The organism is Kitasatospora sp. NPDC058478 (assembly GCF_042720345.1).
Classification (GTDB): domain Bacteria; phylum Actinomycetota; class Actinomycetes; order Streptomycetales; family Streptomycetaceae; genus Kitasatospora.
Genome location: NZ_JBHXML010000027.1, coordinates 49,576 through 65,182, shown reverse-complemented (window position 1 = coordinate 65,182; position 15,607 = coordinate 49,576). Strand labels below are relative to the sequence as shown.

General features: G+C 73.7%; 14 protein-coding genes. 5 read left to right on the top strand and 9 right to left on the bottom strand.

What is annotated here, in order from left to right:
• Positions 1 to 8: 8 nt before the first annotated feature.
• The gene (locus ACFWPT_RS17155) at positions 9 to 371 is read left to right on the top strand and encodes a nuclear transport factor 2 family protein (RefSeq protein ID WP_380341650.1); all 363 of its coding nucleotides are present in this window, start codon (positions 9 to 11) and stop codon (positions 369 to 371) included.
• Between the two features lie 177 nt (positions 372 to 548).
• On the opposite strand, the gene ACFWPT_RS17150 is transcribed toward ACFWPT_RS17155, so the two are convergent.
• The gene (locus ACFWPT_RS17150; protein ID WP_380482458.1) at positions 549 to 1,199 is read right to left on the bottom strand and encodes a hypothetical protein; all 651 of its coding nucleotides are present in this window, start codon (positions 1,197 to 1,199) and stop codon (positions 549 to 551) included.
• Positions 1,200 to 1,301: 102 nt separating this feature from the next.
• Between ACFWPT_RS17150 and ACFWPT_RS17145 the strand changes: the two genes are divergently transcribed.
• Positions 1,302 to 2,036 carry a TetR/AcrR family transcriptional regulator gene (locus tag ACFWPT_RS17145; protein ID WP_380482455.1) on the top strand — a complete coding sequence of 245 codons (735 nt, stop codon included), beginning with the start codon at positions 1,302 to 1,304 and terminating at the stop codon, positions 2,034 to 2,036.
• Here the strand turns inward: ACFWPT_RS17145 and ACFWPT_RS17140 are convergent.
• On the bottom strand, positions 1,933 to 2,781 hold the full coding sequence (locus tag ACFWPT_RS17140; RefSeq protein ID WP_380482452.1) for a hypothetical protein: 849 nt from the start codon (positions 2,779 to 2,781) through the stop codon (positions 1,933 to 1,935). The genes ACFWPT_RS17145 and ACFWPT_RS17140 overlap by 104 nt on opposite strands.
• 343 nt (positions 2,782 to 3,124) lie before the next feature.
• Between ACFWPT_RS17140 and ACFWPT_RS17135 the strand changes: the two genes are divergently transcribed.
• Entirely contained in the window at positions 3,125 to 5,626 is a 2,502-nt protein-coding gene (locus ACFWPT_RS17135) for a helicase-associated domain-containing protein (RefSeq protein WP_380482449.1), read from the top strand.
• 20 nt (positions 5,627 to 5,646) lie between these two features.
• Here ACFWPT_RS17135 and ACFWPT_RS17130 read toward each other — a convergent pair whose 3' ends face one another.
• A complete protein-coding gene (locus tag ACFWPT_RS17130) occupies positions 5,647 to 5,898 on the bottom strand; it encodes a hypothetical protein (protein ID WP_063348222.1) in 252 nt (83 codons plus the stop codon).
• Positions 5,899 to 6,111: 213 nt separating this feature from the next.
• Here ACFWPT_RS17130 and ACFWPT_RS17125 point away from each other — a divergent pair, with 213 nt between their 5' ends.
• Both ACFWPT_RS17125 and ACFWPT_RS17120 read left to right on the top strand, forming a co-directional pair.
• Positions 6,112 to 7,749, top strand: a complete 1,638-nt coding sequence (locus ACFWPT_RS17125; protein ID WP_380374810.1) for a DNA repair helicase XPB — start codon at positions 6,112 to 6,114, stop codon at positions 7,747 to 7,749.
• Between the two features lie 284 nt (positions 7,750 to 8,033).
• On the top strand, positions 8,034 to 10,085 hold the full coding sequence (locus tag ACFWPT_RS17120; RefSeq protein WP_380482446.1) for a HelD family protein: 2,052 nt from the start codon (positions 8,034 to 8,036) through the stop codon (positions 10,083 to 10,085).
• 57 nt (positions 10,086 to 10,142) lie between these two features.
• Here the strand turns inward: ACFWPT_RS17120 and ACFWPT_RS17115 are convergent, their stop codons facing one another.
• From ACFWPT_RS17115 to ACFWPT_RS17090, 6 genes are all read right to left on the bottom strand, one after another.
• Complete coding sequence (locus ACFWPT_RS17115) at positions 10,143 to 10,829, bottom strand: copper homeostasis protein CutC (RefSeq protein WP_380482443.1); 687 nt, start codon at positions 10,827 to 10,829, stop codon at positions 10,143 to 10,145.
• 57 nt (positions 10,830 to 10,886) lie between these two features.
• Positions 10,887 to 11,891, bottom strand: a complete 1,005-nt coding sequence (locus tag ACFWPT_RS17110) for a hypothetical protein (RefSeq protein WP_380482441.1) — start codon at positions 11,889 to 11,891, stop codon at positions 10,887 to 10,889.
• Positions 11,888 to 12,271: a PadR family transcriptional regulator gene (locus ACFWPT_RS17105; RefSeq protein WP_079135692.1), complete on the bottom strand. Its 384-nt coding sequence runs from the start codon at positions 12,269 to 12,271 to the stop codon at positions 11,888 to 11,890. The genes ACFWPT_RS17110 and ACFWPT_RS17105 overlap by 4 nt, the downstream gene beginning before the upstream one ends.
• 99 nt (positions 12,272 to 12,370) lie before the next feature.
• Positions 12,371 to 12,727, bottom strand: a complete 357-nt coding sequence (locus tag ACFWPT_RS17100) for a hypothetical protein (RefSeq protein ID WP_063348227.1) — start codon at positions 12,725 to 12,727, stop codon at positions 12,371 to 12,373.
• 95 nt (positions 12,728 to 12,822) lie between these two features.
• Positions 12,823 to 14,445, bottom strand: coding sequence for a chaperonin GroEL (gene groL, locus ACFWPT_RS17095; RefSeq protein WP_063348228.1), 1,623 nt, complete (start codon positions 14,443 to 14,445; stop codon positions 12,823 to 12,825).
• Positions 14,446 to 14,791: 346 nt separating this feature from the next.
• On the bottom strand, positions 14,792 to 14,995 hold the full coding sequence (locus ACFWPT_RS17090) for a cold-shock protein (protein WP_030289665.1): 204 nt from the start codon (positions 14,993 to 14,995) through the stop codon (positions 14,792 to 14,794).
• Positions 14,996 to 15,607: the final 612 nt, after the last annotated feature.

Here is a 15,607-nt window from a genome sequence, read left to right as displayed (position 1 = left end):
ATGGAGGCATGACGACGACGAAGACTGCGCGTGAGATTTCCGAGACCTACTTCGCGGCCTGGCAGGCGGGCGACTTCGAGACGCTGCGGGGGCTGCTGGCGGAGGACGTCGACTTCGTGGGGCCGCTGGCCACGGTGTCGGGGGTGGAGAACGCCCTGGCCGGGCTGAAGGGGCTCGGGCAGGTCCTGGAGAAGATCGAGGTGCACGCCCGGGTGGTCGAGGGGGACGACGTGATCACCTGGTTCGACCTGCACACGAGCGTCGCACCGCCGGCGCCGACGGCGAACTGGAGCCACGTGGAGAACGGGCGGATCACCCGGATCCGGGTGACCTTCGACCCGCGGGAGCTGCTGGCGGGCTTCGCCCGCTGAGCGGCTGGGGCGCACCGCGCCGCCGGACCGAGGGACTGAGGGACTGAGGGACTGAGGGGCTGAGGGACTGAGGGACTGAGGGGCTGGGCGATCCGCCGCCGGGCCAAGCAGGGCCAAGCGATCCGACCCACCGGGCCGGATCGCCCAGCCCTGCGGGTCGGATCGCGGCGGCCCCGACTACCGTCGCGCCAGCCGGCCGCGGACCGCCCAGGCCGCCGCGCCGAGGGCGAAGCCGTAGACCGCCACCAGGCCGTGCCCGTTGTCCTGGGCGAGCCACATGGCGAGGCCCAGCACCGGGACGCCGACGGCCAGGGCGCGTTCCTTGGGCAGGCGGGTGCGGGCGAGGAAGGCGAGGGCCAGGGTGGCGCCGAGGAAGTAGGTGGCGCCGGAGCTGCCGGCGAAGTTGCGGGGGTCGGTGCTGGGGCCGTCGCCGAAGCCGAGCAGGTCGTCGATCCGGCCGGGCAGCAGGACGCCCGCGAGGAAGAAGGCGAGGGTGAGCGGGCCGCCCCAGTACCACTGGGCGAGCGCGGCGACGGCGGCGAGGGTGGCGAGGTTCCACAGGCCGCCGCCGAGGCCGCCGTTCTGCAGGAAGACCGAGGTGAACTCGCGCCACCAGCCGGACTTGGCGGGGTCGGCGTCGAGCGCGTCCATGGCGCCGGACCAGAGCAGCTGGAGCAGCACGCCGCCGACGGCGAGCGTGGTCAGGGCGACTGCCGCCCACGGGATCGGCCGCCCCCGCAGCGTGTCCCGGCCGACCACGCCGAGCCCGCAGTTGACCATCATGACCATCAGCGCGGCCGTGGTCACGTTGAACAGGATCGCCCCCATGACTGCCCCTCCCCCATTGCATTCCAACACCGTTCGAAAACCGGGCAGGGCAAAGCTAGCACAGCTTTCGAACGGTGTTGGAAAACGTTGTACGGTGGAGCGATGAAGCTCACCAAGGAGCGCATCGTCGATGCGGGCATGGCCGTCTTCGCGGAGGTCGGCTACCACAACCTGTCCATGCGCCAGGTCGCCGACCGCCTCGACGCCCACGCCGGCAGCCTCTACTACCACGTGCGCGGCAAGGACGAGTTGCTCACCCTGATGGCCGACCGCGTCTGCCGACAGGCCTACGACACCGGCACCGGAGCCCTCGCCGCCCTCCCCCCCGACGCCACCTGGCGGGACCGGGTCGAGGCCCAGGCCACCACCCTGCGCCGCAGCATCCGGCAACACCCCGGCGGCGCACTGCTCCTCGCCGAGAGCCCCGGCGTCCTCAGCTCCGGCGGCCTCTCCCTGATGGAACGCCTGCTGCGCACCCTCCTCGACGCCGGCCTGCCCACCGTCCACTGCGGCATCGCCGCCGACATCCTGCTCAGCCACGTCACCGGCTTCGTCCTCCAGGAACAGAACCAGCCACCGACCCCACCACCCGTCAGCGCCGAGCTCTACGCCGACCTGTGCGCGCAGTTCCCGCTGATCATGGGCGAGTTGATCCCCCGGATCAGCCAGGACGAGAAGTTCACCCAGAGCATCCGACTGCTCTGCACCGGCTTCGCCGCCCTCGTCCCGGGCCTCAGCCCTGCTGCGGCGGGCGACGGCGCAGGCTCAACAGCAGCAGCACCACCGCCGACAGCACCGCCGACAGGCGCAGCACGCCCGGGGCCGCCGACCAGCTGATCTGGCTGAACTGCGCACCGGCCTGCACGCCCGCGCCGCCCTGGGCGCCCGGCTTGGCCTGCATGGCGTGCAGGGTGGCCGCGCTCATCGTGATCAGCGGGATCCCGAGGATGACGAACTTGCGCATCAGATCGGAGAGTTGGCGGGACAGGTAGCCGAGGGCCCAGCCCACCAGCATCGCCGGGAAGAAGCTCATGGCGGCGCCGCCGATCAGCAGCCCGCAGGAGAGGAGCACCAGCAGGGACGGCCGCCGAGCCCCGACGCCCGCACCCGCACTTGCGCCCGCACCCGCACTTGCGCCCGCATCGGCACCGGCCTGGCCGGCGGGGGCGGCCGGCTGCGCCTTCGCCTTCCCCGCGGCGGCCGCCCTCCCCTTGGCCTTGCGCTGCTTCTTCCCCTTCCCCGAAGCCGCCGCAACCGCCGCAGCCGCCCCCGCCGCAGCTCCCGCCGGATCGGCAGCCTGCGCGCCCGCCGCACCCACCCCGCCCCCGGCGCGCTGCTCGGGGATCGGCTTCGACGGAGCCTGCGGCGAGTCCGAGAAGTTGAGCAGCACCAGGTCCCAGCCGTTCGCGCCGGAGCTGTACACCTGGGGCGGCGGGATGGAGTCCGAATCGTCCTCGGGCCCGTCGAAACGCGACTTGTCCAGCTGTACGGGCGGCGCCCCGGCCCCCGGGGCGCGCGGCGTCCGGGGCGGATCCAGCGGCACCGACGGAATCCCGCCGCCCGGCGCCGCCGTGTCGTACACGCTGTCCCCGTCGGAGGCGCCGGACGGACCGGAGGCCCCGGACCCACCCGACGCACCCGGACCGCCCGAACCGCCCCTGTCACCGGCAGCACCGGCCCCGGCAGACCCGCCGGAGGCCCCCGCCCCGCCCCCCGAACGGCCGCTCCACGGCCCGCTCCTGCGCCACCACTCGCCGTCCGTCATCACCGACACCCCGCCTCGCGCCCGAACCCCGGCCCACCGAACCACCCTCGGCCGTGACGCTACCCACCCCGCCCCCGCCCACGCGAGTCCTGAGGGCCGGTCCACCACGGGCCGCCGCACGGACACCCCGCCGTCCGCCCGCCCGACTAACCTAGGTCGAATGACCACACAGCAGGGCCCTCAACGCCAGGGCAGGTCCGCCGCCGGCCCCCGCACCCTCGCCGAGGAGTTGCGCGCCCGCCCCGACGACGCGCTCGCCGCCCTGCTCCGCTCCCGCCCCGACCTGCTCAACCCCGTCCCCGGCGACCTCACCCAGCTGTCCGCCCGGCTCTCCTCCCGCGCCTCGGCGCTGCGCGCCCTGGAGCGCCTGGACCGCTTCACCCTGCAGGTCGCCGAGGTCCTGGCCACCGCCCCGGACGGCACCGGCCTGGCCACCGTCCGCACCCTGCTGACCGGCCCGGCCAAGGTCAAGCCGCACCCCGGCGCGACCCCGCTGACGCCCGCCGACCGGTCCGCCGTCGCCGCCGCCCTCCCCCGGGCCATCGCCACCCTGCGCGACCGGTCCCTGCTCTGGGGCCCGGACAACGGCCTGCGGCTGGTCCTCGCCGTCCGCGAGGCACTCGCCCCGACGGCCGCCAACCCCGGCCGCACCGGCCTCGGCCCGACCCTCTCCGACGCGACCGTCGGCATGTCCCCGGCCCGGCTGCAGCAGCTGCTCGCCTCCGCCGGACAGCCCGCCACCCCGGACCCGGTCACCGCCGTCGACGCGCTCGCCGCCCTGCTGAACGACCGCGCCCGCTGCGCGGCGCTGCTCGACACCGCCCCCGAGGCCGCGCTGCGGCTGCTGGAGCGGCTGGTCTGGGGGCCGCCGACCGGCACCGTCCCGGACGCCACCCGCCCGGTCACCGCCGAGGACGCGCAGAGCCCCGTCGAGTGGCTGCTCGCCCGCGGGCTCCTGCTGCCCAGCGGGCCGGGCAGCGTCGTCCTACCGCGCGAACTGGCCCTGCACCTGCGCGGCGGCCGCACCCACCGCGCCGTCGAGCCGGTCCAGCCCGAGCCCGCCCCGGCCTCCGCCCCGCGCGATCCACAGGCTGTGGACGGCGCGGCGGCCGGCCAGGCCCACACCGCCGTCAAGACCGTCGAGGAACTCCTCGACACCTGGGGCCTCACCCCGCCGCCCACGCTGCGCGCCGGCGGCCTCGGCATCCGCGACCTCAAGCGCACCGCGCAGGCCCTGGAGACCACCGAGCAGCAGGCCGCCTTCTGGCTCGAACTCGCCTACGCCGCCGGGCTGCTGGCCCCCGACGGCGAGGCCGACGAGCGCTGGGCCCCGACCCCGGCCTACGACGGCTGGCTCCAGCGGGACACCGCCGAACGCTGGTCCGTCCTCGCCGCCGCCTGGCTCGCCGCCACCCGCGTCCCCGCCCTCACCGGCACTCCGGACGGCAAGGGCAAGCCGCGCGCCGCCCTCGGGCCCGAGCTCGACCGCACCCTCGCCCCGTCCGTCCGCCGCGCCACCCTCGCGCTGCTCGCCGAACTCCCGCCCGGCACCCCCGCCACCGCCGCCGAACTCCTGCCCACCCTGCGCTGGCAGCGCCCGCTGCGCGGCGGCCCGACCGGCCCGGACGGCCACGAGCTGCGCGACGACCTCACCGCCTGGACCCTCGCCGAGGCCGAACTCCTCGGCGTCACCGGCCGCGGCGCCCTCGCCGCCCCCGCCCGCGCCCTGCTCACCGCCGAATCCGACCCGGCCGAGGTGCTCGCCCCGCTGCTGCCGCAGCCGCTCGACCACGTGATCCTGCAACCGGACCTCACCGCGATCGCCCCCGGCCCGCTGCTCACCCCGCTCGCCCAGGCCCTCGCGCTGTGCGCCGACATCGAGTCCAAGGGCGGCGCCACCGTCTACCGCTTCACCCCGGTGTCCGTGCGCCGCGCCCTCGACGCCGGACGCACCGCCGCCGACCTGCGGGCCTTCCTGGAGCAGCACTCCCGGACGCCCGTCCCGCAGCCGCTCGGCTACCTGATCGACGACGTCGCCCGCCGGCACGGCATCCTGCGGGTCGGCGCCGCCTCCTCCTACCTGCGCTGCGACGACCCGTCGCTGCTGAACGAGGTCCTCGCCGACCGCCGCTCCGCCGACCTGCGGCTGCGGCTGCTCGCCCCCACCGTCCTCGCCGCCCAGGCCGCCCCGGACGTCCTGCTCGCCGCCCTGCGCACGATGGGCTACGCCCCGGCCGCCGAGTCCGCCGAGGGCGACGTGCTGATCACCCGCCAGGACAGCCACCGCACCCCGCCCCGCACCGCCCCCGCGCCCGTCCCGGACGGCCCGCCGACCCCCGACGACACCCTGCTCGCCGCCGCCATCAAGGCCATCCGGGCCGGCGACCGCGCCGCCACCGTCAACCGCCGTGACTCCACCCCCGACCCGCGCCAGCTGCCCCGCACCGCCGCCGCCGAGACCCTCGCGGCCCTGCAGACCGCCGTCCTGCTCGGCGAACGGATGTGGATCGGCTACCTCAACGCCGAGGGCATCGCCAGCCAGCGGATCATCGACCCGGTCAAGGTCGAAGGCGGCTTCGTCACCGCCTTCGACCACCACGCCGACGAGCTCCGCACCTTCGCCCTGCACCGCATCACCGGCGTCGCGGAGCTCGACGAGTAACCCCGGCGGCAGGGCCGGGCTCAGTGCCCCTGCGACTCCTTCATCTTCTCCTTGACGGCCTTGTCCGCCAGGCTGCCGATCTCCCCCTGCCCGACCGGCAGCGAGCCGCCGCCGACCTGGTCGGCGATCAGGAATCCGGGCGCGGCGAGCAGCCCGCCGGGCCCCTCCCCGATCCCCGCGAGGGCGTGCGCGGAGCCGACGGACGAGGCGGTGGCCGCGAAGGCCGTGCCCATCAGGGCGAGAGCGGTGAGAACGCGCTTCGACTTCTTCATGACCGGCTCAACGAGCGATGCGCACCGTGGTCACCCGGAGCCGTCGCCCGGGGCGCGGGTACCGGCGCGGTCGCGGTCGCGGGCGCGGTCACCCGTACGAATGGAAGAAGCCCGATCACGTTTGGAAGGGGCCCGCTCACGTTCGCCGCGCAATGCGCGACACTGGAGGGTCTGCGTCAATCCAGCCTGTCAGCCAGTGGAGGGCTTCCCCGCGTGAACGACGGACCGCTCATCGTCCAGAGCGACAAAACTCTTCTCCTGGAGATCGATCACCCCAAGGCCGCCGAGTGCCGCCGCGTCATCGCGCCGTTCGCCGAGTTGGAGCGCGCCCCCGAGCACGTGCACACGTACCGGGTGACGCCGCTCGGGCTGTGGAACGCGCGGGCGGCGGGGCACGACGCCGAGCAGGTGGTCGACGCCCTGGTGACGTACTCGCGCTACCCGGTGCCGCACGCACTGCTGGTGGACGTGGCGGACACCATGGGCCGCTACGGGCGGCTCCAGCTGCTCAAGCACCCGACGCACGGGCTGGTGCTCGCCACCACCGACCGGCCGGTGCTGGAGGAGGTGCTGCGCTCCAAGAAGATCGCCCCGCTGGTCGGCGCCCGGGTCGACCCGGACACGGTGGTGGTGCACCCCTCCGAGCGCGGCCAGATCAAGCAGGTGCTGCTCAAGCTCGGCTGGCCGGCCGAGGACTTCGCCGGGTACGTGGACGGCGAGGCGCACCCGATCGAGCTGGACGAGGACGGCTGGCGGCTGCGCCCGTACCAGGCACAGGCCGTCGAGGGCTTCTGGCACGGCGGCTCGGGCGTCGTGGTGCTGCCCTGCGGCGCCGGCAAGACGCTGGTCGGCGCGGCCGCGATGGCGCACGCCAAGTCGACGACGCTGATCCTGGTCACCAACACCGTCTCGGCCCGCCAGTGGAAGCACGAGCTGGTCAAGCGCACCTCGCTCACCGAGGAGGAGATCGGCGAGTACAGCGGGACGCGCAAGGAGATCCGCCCGGTCACCATCGCCACCTACCAGGTGATGACCACCAAGCGGAAGGGCGCCTACGCGCACCTGGAACTGTTCGACGCCCGCAACTGGGGCCTGGTGGTCTACGACGAGGTGCACCTGCTGCCCGCGCCGGTGTTCAAGTTCACCGCCGACCTCCAGGCCCGCCGCCGCCTGGGCCTGACCGCGACGCTGGTGCGCGAGGACGGCCGCGAGGGCGACGTGTTCAGCCTGATCGGGCCCAAGCGCTTCGACGCGCCGTGGAAGGAGATCGAGGCGCAGGGCTACATCGCGCCCGCCGACTGCTGCGAGGTGCGGGTCACCCTGACCGACTCGGAGCGCCTGTCCTACGCCACCGCCGAGCCCGAGGAGCGCTACCGCTTCTGCGCCACCACGGCGACCAAGCGGCGGGTGGTGGAGGCGCTGGTGAAGAAGCACGAGAAGGACCAGACGCTGGTCATCGGCCAGTACATCGACCAGCTGGACGAGCTCGGCGAGGTGCTGGACGCGCCCGTGATCAAGGGCGAGACCAGCAACGCCCAGCGCGAGAAGCTGTTCGAGGCGTTCCGCAACAAGGAGATCGGCGTCCTGGTGGTCTCCAAGGTCGCGAACTTCTCGATCGACCTGCCCGAGGCCACCGTGGCCATCCAGGTCTCCGGGACGTTCGGCTCCCGCCAGGAGGAGGCCCAGCGCCTGGGCCGCGTCCTGCGCCCGAAGGCGGACGGCCACTCGGCGCACTTCTACTCGGTGGTCGCCCGGGACACCGTGGACCAGGACTTCGCCGCCCACCGGCAGCGCTTCCTGGCCGAGCAGGGCTACGCGTACCGCATCATCGACGCGGACGACGTGCTGTAGGGCGTGCGGCAGGCGCGCGGCGGTGCCCGGGGCGGTGCCGCCGCGGTGCGCGTCCTCCGGGTCGTACGGGGGCCGGGACCTGCAGGCCCGGGACCTGCGGGGCTGGAACCCCGGGCCGCACGGGTCTAGGATCGTCCGTCTGCCCCCTCCCGAACCGTGGTACCTGCTGAAGTCGCGCAGGCAGCCGGGGGAGGCGCCGACCGCACGGCAACCGGTCGGCCGTACCCACCGTGAGCTCCATCGATCCGCTGCGCCCGGTTCCGGCGCAGCCGGGAAGGTTCGCTGTGCCCGCCACCCCCACCACCGACCCCCTCCAGCGCGAACGCGACCACCTGGCCGCGTCCCGGTCCGCGCTGCGAGCGATGCGCGAGGACGTCCAGTCGCTGGACCTGCGCGACGTGACCGGCACCTGGGTGTCCGCCGCCGTCCTCCAGAACCAGATCGAGGCCCGGATCGCCGCCCTCGCCGACCTCTCGCACACCCCGCTGTTCTTCGGCCGCCTGGACTACCTGCACGCGATCAGCGAGGAGCTGAGCGAAGGAGGAGGCGGCGAGAACTTCTACATCGGGCGCCGGCACGTCCACGACGCCGACGGCGACCCGATGGTGATCGACTGGCGCGCGCCGGTCTCCCAGCCGTTCTACCGGGCCACCCGCACCGAGCCGCTGGACGTCGAACGCCGCCGCCGCTTCGGCTACACCGCCGGCGAGCTCACCGCCTACGAGGACGAGCACCTGAGCGACCCGGCGGAGGCGGACACCGCCTCCGCCCTGCTCGCCGCCGAGATCGAGAAGCCCCGCGTCGGCCCGATGCGCGACATCGTCGCCACCATCCAGCCCGAGCAGGACGAGATCGTCCGCTCCGACGTGACGGGCACCATCTGCGTCCAGGGCGCCCCCGGCACCGGGAAGACGGCCGTGGGCCTGCACCGCGTCGCGTACCTGCTGTACGCGCACCGCGAGCGCCTCGCCCGGACGGGCACGCTGGTGATCGGGCCGAACAACGCCTTCCTCTCCTACATCGAGCAGGTGCTCCCGGCCCTGGGCGAGCTGGACGTCGCCCAGGCGACCGTGCAGCAGCTGGTCGGGCACGTCGAGGTGCGCGGCGAGGACGACCCGCAGGCGGCCCGGCTGAAGGGCGACGCCCGGATGGCCGAGGTGCTGCGCCGGGCGGTGCGCGCGGGCATCGCGCTGCCCACCGAGCCCTGCGTGGTGGTCCGCGGCTCCCGCCGCTGGCGCGTCCAGGTGCACGAGCTCGCCGAGATCATCGAGGAGTTGAAGGGCCGCGAGGTGCGCTACGGCGCCGCCAGGGACGCCCTGCCGCAGCGGATCGCGCACACCGTGCTGCTGAAGATGGAACAGTCCGGCGAGGCCCCCGACGACCGGGTGCAGGACGCGGTGGCCCGCAACCCCGCGGTCAAGGCGGTGGCCAAGGAGTGCTGGCCGGCGGTCGACCCGGCGAAGCTGGTGCTGCGGCTGCTCTCCGACCCGGAGTTCCTGTCCGCCTGCGCGGAGGGCGTGCTGACCCCGGAGGAGCAGCAGGCGGTGCTGTGGCCCAAGCCGGGCCGCTCGGTGAAGACGGCCCGCTGGACGCAGGCCGACGCCGTCCTGGTCGACGAGGCGACGGACCTGGTGCAGCGCACCCCCTCGCTCGGGCACGTGGTGCTGGACGAGGCGCAGGACCTCTCCCCGATGCAGTACCGCGCGGTCGGCCGCCGCTGCACGACCGGCTCGGCGACCGTCCTCGGCGACCTCGCCCAGGGCACCACCCCGTGGGCGACGGCGAGCTGGCCGGACGCGCTGCGCCACCTGGGCAAGCCGGACGCCCACGTCGAGGAGCTGACCAAGGGCTTCCGGGTGCCGGAGGAGGTCATCGCGTACGCCTCCCGGCTGCTCCCGGCGATCGCCCCGGGCCTGGCCCCGGCGACCTCCGTGCGCGACGCCCCCGGCTCGCTGACGATCCGCCGCCGCCCGGACGGGGAGGCCGTGCCCGCCGTCCTGGCGGCCTGCCGCGAGGCGCTGGAGCACGAGGGCTCGACCGGGCTGATCGCCGCCGACGCCCGGATCCCGGCGCTCGCCGAGGCGCTGACCGCGGCCGGCCTGCCGTACCTGTCCCCCGGCGCCGAGACCAGCGCCGAGGCCCGGCTGACGCTCGTCCCGGCCTCGCTGGCCAAGGGCCTGGAGTACGACTACGTGGTGCTGGACGAGCCGGCCGCGGTGGTCGCGGGCGAGCCGGACGAGCGGACCGGCCTGCGGCGGCTGTACGTGGCGCTCACCCGTGCCGTCTCCGGCCTGACGGTGCTGCACGGCGAGCCGCTGCCCGCGCAGCTGCACTGAGGAACCGGGCAGCGGGGGCCGGCCCCACCGGGACCGGCCCCCGCCCGCCGCGCGCGCTCAGGCGTCGATCAGCGCCCGCCACTCGGCGACCTTGGCCGCGTCCACCGGCGTCCGCCAGCCGTCGGCCCGCACCGCGCCGCCGACGTGGAAGCCGTCGAAGCCCTCGGCCCGCAGGCCCTTCAGGTGTTCGGCCCGCAGGCCGCCGCCGATCAGGATCCGCTGCCCGTACCCGGGCTCGCCCGCGCGGGCCAGGTCCGCCAGCAGCACCTCGTGCCCGGCGTCGACGCCGGCGGCCGCGCCCGAGGTGAGGAAGGTGTCCAGCCCGGGCAGCGCGCCGACGGCGGCCCGCAGGGCGGCCCGGTCGGCGCTGTGGTCGATCGCCCGGTGGAAGGTCCAGCGGCAGCCGGCCACCGCCTCGGCGACGGCGGCGGTGGCGGCCAGGTCGACGGCGCCGTCGGCGTGGAGGAAGCCGAAGACGAACTCCTCGGCGCCCTCGGCCCGCAACGCGGCGGCCCGGGCGGCCAGTTCGTCCAGGCCGCCGGGCACGAAGCCGTCCTGGATCCGGAGCATGACGCGCAGCGGGATGTCGACGGCGGCCCGGATCCGGGCGAAGTCCTCGACGGACGGGGTGAGCCCGTCCGCGGCCATGTCGGTGACCAGTTCGAGCCGGTCGGCGCCGCCCGACTCGGCAGCCTGGGCGTCCTGGGGCGTCAGCGCGATGACTTCGAAAATTGGTCTAGACATATCAGTAGGTTGCCACATCCGGCCGGGCCCGGCGAGCACTTCGCCCCAGCCCCCGGGTCACGCCAGGCTGCGCCCCTTCCCGGAGCCCCCGCCGAACCATCCGCCGAACCGCCCGCCGGGCCCGTCGCCGGCCCCGATCCGGCGCACCGCCACCGCGGCCGCCACCAGGAGCAGCAGCACCGGCGCCGCCATCGGCAGCACGTGCCAGAACCCGCGGCCCTCGCGCCAGATGTTGAACAGGCCCGCGAACATCGTCAGCGACAGCACCGCGACCCCGACGGCCGCCGGCAGCACCCGGCCGCGCAGCGCGGTGAAGGTCAGCAGCAGCGGCCCGATCAGCAGCACCGCGAACCACTGCATGTCCAGCGGGAAGGTCGAGTCGCCCCAGTGCTGGAGCGCCACCAGCAGCCCGCCCCCGAGGACCGAGGCCAGCGCCAGCCCGCCGGAACGCCAGGAGGCCCTGGGCAGCAACTCCGTCGGCGCCGCGGCCAGCAGCAGCGCCCCCAGCACGAACGGCATGGTGGCCACGCTGCTGTCCCCCACCCCCCAGAGGTCGAACTCCGGCGGCAGCACGACGGCCTGCGCCAGCACGAACAGCGCGGAGACGGCCTGGACCAGCGAGATGACCCGCACCGCCGTCCAGCGCCCCGTCACCACGGCCACCGCGAGCAGCAGCGCGATCACCGGCGGCGCGATGGTCAGGGCGTACGTGAGGTACGAGTCGTCCCAGGTCAGCCGATGGGCGGCCCGCTCCGCATCGCTCACCCACGGCACCAGGGCCGCACCGGCCAGCGCCCCGGCGACCATCGGCGCGGCCAGCGCGAGCACCCGCCCGGCCAGCGAGGAGCCGGTCAGCCCGAGCCGCACCCGCAGCCCGTACGCGGCCAGGTCGAACGCCTCGCGGGCGACGGCCGAGCGGCCGGCCTCCGCCGTGGTGTCGGCGAACACCGCGGCCAGCTCCTCGCCGCGCTCCAGGCGGTAGCGCGGCGGGTAGAACTGCAGCGCCGCCCGCAGCGCGGTCGAAGGCGCCCCCATCGTCGGCGTGGTCATGGGTGTGGTCATGCGAAGAACCCCCTCATCATCGACTTCCCCTCCGGCTCCGGCTTCCCCTGCAGCGCCGACAGGACGTTCGCGAGACGGCGCTCCGCCTCGGTGGCGACGGCCCGCAGCCGCTCCGCCTCGGAGGCCAGCGCCTCCCGGCCGACGCTGGTCAGCGCGTAGCTGCGCCGCGCCCGCCCGTCCACGACCTCCTCCGCGGCGACCTCGATCAGCCCCTGCTGGAGCAGCCGGTCGAGGGCGCCGTACAGGGTGCCGGTGCGCATCTTGACCCGGCCCTCGGAGATCGCGGCGATCTCCTGGATGAGGGCGTAGCCGTGTCTCGGGGCGTCCGCCAGGGCGGTGAGCAGCAGCAGCGTCGGCTCCTGCATCGAGCGTTCAGTCATACGACTACATATATCGTCAACCTACCTATAGGTCCAGTACTCCCGCCGACCGGTCCACCACGCGGACCACGAGCCGGCTGGGAGCGGGCCAGGAGCTGGCTAGGAGAGCTCCCCCACCGGCGCGACCACCGCACCCTGCTTGCCGCACACCCAGTGCGGCTCCGGCCCCAGCTCCGGCTCCACACCGAGCGCGTGCGGGTCCCCGTCGGCGGCGCAGGCGGTGCACAGCGGCCAGCGCCCGTACGCCTCCAGCAGCGCGTCCTGGACGTCCTGGGCGACCAGTCCGAGCACGTACTCGGTGCCGTCCGGCCACTGCTCCAGCCACCAGCGGCGGTGCGTCACGGCCTGCTCCACCAAGGAGACGACGGCGGCGTCCGCCACGTCCCGCGCGGTGAGGTCGGCCAGGATCAGCGCCCGCGCGTTGTGCAGCGCGGTCTCGATGTCGTCGGAAGCCATCTGTCCATTCTCCGGTAGAACGCCGTGTGGGCGGCCCCCCGAAGGGGACCGCCCACACGATCAGGAACCAACTGATCCGATCGGTGTGATCAGGATCAGAAGTCCATGTCACCGCCCGGCATGCCGCCGCCGGCGGCCGCAGCGGCCTTCTCCGGCTTGTCGGCGATGACGGCCTCGGTGGTGAGGAACAGCGCCGCGATGGAGGCGGCGTTCTGCAGCGCCGAGCGGGTCACCTTGGCCGGGTCGATGATGCCCTCGGCGATCAGGTCGACGTAGGTGTTGGTGGCCGCGTTCAGGCCGTGACCGGCGGGGAGGTTGCGCACCTTCTCCACCACGACGCCACCCTCCAGGCCGGCGTTGGTCGCGATCTGCTTGATCGGGGCCTCCAGCGCGACCTTGACGATGTTGGCACCGGTGGCCTCGTCGCCCTCCAGCTCCAGCTTGTCGAAGGCGACCGAGGCCTGCAGCAGCGCGACGCCACCACCGGCGACGATGCCCTCCTCGACGGCGGCCTTCGCGTTGCGGACGGCGTCCTCGATGCGGTGCTTGCGCTCCTTGAGCTCCACCTCGGTGGCCGCGCCGGCCTTGATGACGGCCACGCCGCCGGCCAGCTTGGCGAGGCGCTCCTGGAGCTTCTCGCGGTCGTAGTCCGAGTCGCTGTTCTCGATCTCGGCGCGGATCTGGTTCACGCGGCCGGCGACCTGCTCGCTGTCACCGCCACCGTCGACGATGGTGGTCTCGTCCTTGGTGATGACCACCTTGCGGGCGGTGCCCAGCAGGTCGATGCCGGCGTTCTCCAGCTTGAGGCCGACCTCCTCGGAGATCACGGTGCCACCGGTGAGGATGGCGATGTCGCCGAGCATGGCCTTGCGGCGGTCGCCGAAGCCCGGGGCCTTGACGGCGACGGACTTGAAGGTGCCGCGGATCTTGTTCACGACCAGGGTCGACAGGGCCTCGCCCTCGACGTCCTCGGCGATGATGACGAGCGGCTTGCCGCTCTGCATGACCTTCTCCAGCAGCGGCAGCAGGTCCTTGACCGAGCCGATCTTGGAGTTGGCGATGAGGATGTACGGGTCCTCGAACGTCGCCTCCATGCGCTCCAGGTCGGTCGCGAAGTAGGCGGAGATGTAGCCCTTGTCGAAGCGCATGCCCTCGGTGAGCTCAAGCTCCAGACCGAAGGTGTTGCTCTCCTCGACGGTGATGACGCCTTCCTTGCCGACCTTGTCCATGGCCTCGGCGATGAGCTCGCCGATCTGGGTGTCGGCGGCCGAGATGGAGGCGGTGGAGGCGATCTGCTCCTTGGTCTCCACGTCCTTGGCCTGGGCCAGCAGCTGGTCGGAGACGGCGGCGACGGCCTTCTCGATGCCGCGCTTCAGGGCCATCGGGTTGGCGCCGGCGGCGACGTTGCGCAGACCCTCGCGAACCAGGGCCTGGGCGAGCACGGTGGCGGTGGTGGTGCCGTCACCCGCGACGTCGTCGGTCTTCTTGGCGACCTCCTTGACGAGCTCCGCGCCGATCTTCTCGTAGGGGTCCTCGAGCTCGATCTCCTTGGCGATGGAGACACCGTCGTTGGTGATCGTGGGGGCGCCCCACTTCTTCTCCAGCACGACGTTGCGACCCTTGGGGCCGAGCGTGACCTTCACTGCGTCGGCGAGCTGGTTCATGCCACGCTCAAGGCCGCGGCGAGCTTCCTCATCAAAGGCGATGATCTTGGCCATCAGAAGTGGTCCTCCGGGACACGGTCGACTGCTCGGACCAAGGGGTGCCCGCGACGGACGGCCCTGGTGTGCGGGGGTCCTTTCCCCTACCGCTCCCGGGGGCCTCACCGACCCGGTCCGCTGTCACTCTCACGCTGTGAGTGCTAACGCCAATGATTAGCACTCCGGGTGGTCGAGTGCAAGCCCAATCGCGATCCCGCGAGCCGTCCGGGGCGCTCCCGCCGACCCGCGCAACTCCCCGCCGGGGAACGCCGACGGGCCCGCACGACGCGTGTCGTACGGGCCCGTCGAGAAGCGAGTGGTCACCAGCCGTGGGCCGCGCCGAGCTCCTGGGGTCGGAAGGGGGTCACACCGCGGCGCGGACCATGTCCGCCTGCGGGCCCTTCTGTCCCTGGGAGATCTCGAACTCGACCCGCTGGCCCTCCTCGAGGGTGCGGTAGCCGTCCATCTGGATCGCGCTGTAGTGGACGAAGACGTCCGCACCACCGTCGACCGCGATGAAGCCGTAGCCCTTCTCCGCGTTGAACCACTTGACGGTGCCCTGAGCCATTCCGAACTCCCCTAGTGCTGTGCTGGCCCTTCACGCGCCCGCAGGTCGCGGGCCCGGGTCTGGTTTGAAGGCCGGCCCGGGGAACCCCCCCTGGGCGCAGCCGTGCACGCCGCAGTCCTCCGCCGGGGGTGCCTGACGGCGCCCTGTGAGCGGGTGATTACGTCGACCGCGGCTGAATGTATCCGGATCGACGCCCTCTGCAACAGGGTCAGCTGCGGGGAATTCCGGCACCGCGCCAAGGGGCAGGACGGGCGAAAGCGGGAGGAATTCGGCATTTCACGCCGGACATAGCGGACGGATTACTACAAATCCCCGCGGGAATTCTGACATCTGCCTGACATGTTTCACGGCCCAGGCACCCGACCGGTCTCAGCGGCCGGACGACCGTCCGGCGATTCGCGGGTGAGGATGAGGGGAAGCCCTGTTCCCAACCGAGCCACACTCTACTCCGACTTGACCCCGCCATATTCCCGCCGAAATGCGGCCGGCCGTCCGTGCGTACGGAGAACGGAATTGGGGTCGGCCCGGCGGCCGGGCGGGGGAACCGGGCGGGGGGGGGGGCCGGGGGGGGGGGCGGGGGCGCAGCCGCCGGCCCCCGCCCGGGGGGTGGTG

Excerpts from the sequence above, each read along its gene's own strand:
- ACFWPT_RS17155 (WP_380341650.1), top strand. The coding sequence starts at position 9 with ATGACGACGACGAAGACTGCGCGTGAGATTTCCGAGACCTACTTCGCG.
- ACFWPT_RS17150 (WP_380482458.1), bottom strand. The coding sequence starts at position 1,199 with ATGGGGGCGATCCTGTTCAACGTGACCACGGCCGCGCTGATGGTCATG.
- ACFWPT_RS17145 (WP_380482455.1), top strand. The coding sequence starts at position 1,302 with ATGAAGCTCACCAAGGAGCGCATCGTCGATGCGGGCATGGCCGTCTTC.
- ACFWPT_RS17135 (WP_380482449.1), top strand. The coding sequence starts at position 3,125 with ATGACCACACAGCAGGGCCCTCAACGCCAGGGCAGGTCCGCCGCCGGC.
- ACFWPT_RS17130 (WP_063348222.1), bottom strand. The coding sequence starts at position 5,898 with ATGAAGAAGTCGAAGCGCGTTCTCACCGCTCTCGCCCTGATGGGCACG.
- ACFWPT_RS17115 (WP_380482443.1), bottom strand. The coding sequence starts at position 10,829 with ATGTCTAGACCAATTTTCGAAGTCATCGCGCTGACGCCCCAGGACGCC.
- ACFWPT_RS17110 (WP_380482441.1), bottom strand. The coding sequence starts at position 11,891 with ATGACCACACCCATGACCACGCCGACGATGGGGGCGCCTTCGACCGCG.
- ACFWPT_RS17105 (WP_079135692.1), bottom strand. The coding sequence starts at position 12,271 with ATGACTGAACGCTCGATGCAGGAGCCGACGCTGCTGCTGCTCACCGCC.
- ACFWPT_RS17100 (WP_063348227.1), bottom strand. The coding sequence starts at position 12,727 with ATGGCTTCCGACGACATCGAGACCGCGCTGCACAACGCGCGGGCGCTG.
- groL (WP_063348228.1), bottom strand. The coding sequence starts at position 14,445 with ATGGCCAAGATCATCGCCTTTGATGAGGAAGCTCGCCGCGGCCTTGAG.
- ACFWPT_RS17090 (WP_030289665.1), bottom strand. The coding sequence starts at position 14,995 with ATGGCTCAGGGCACCGTCAAGTGGTTCAACGCGGAGAAGGGCTACGGC.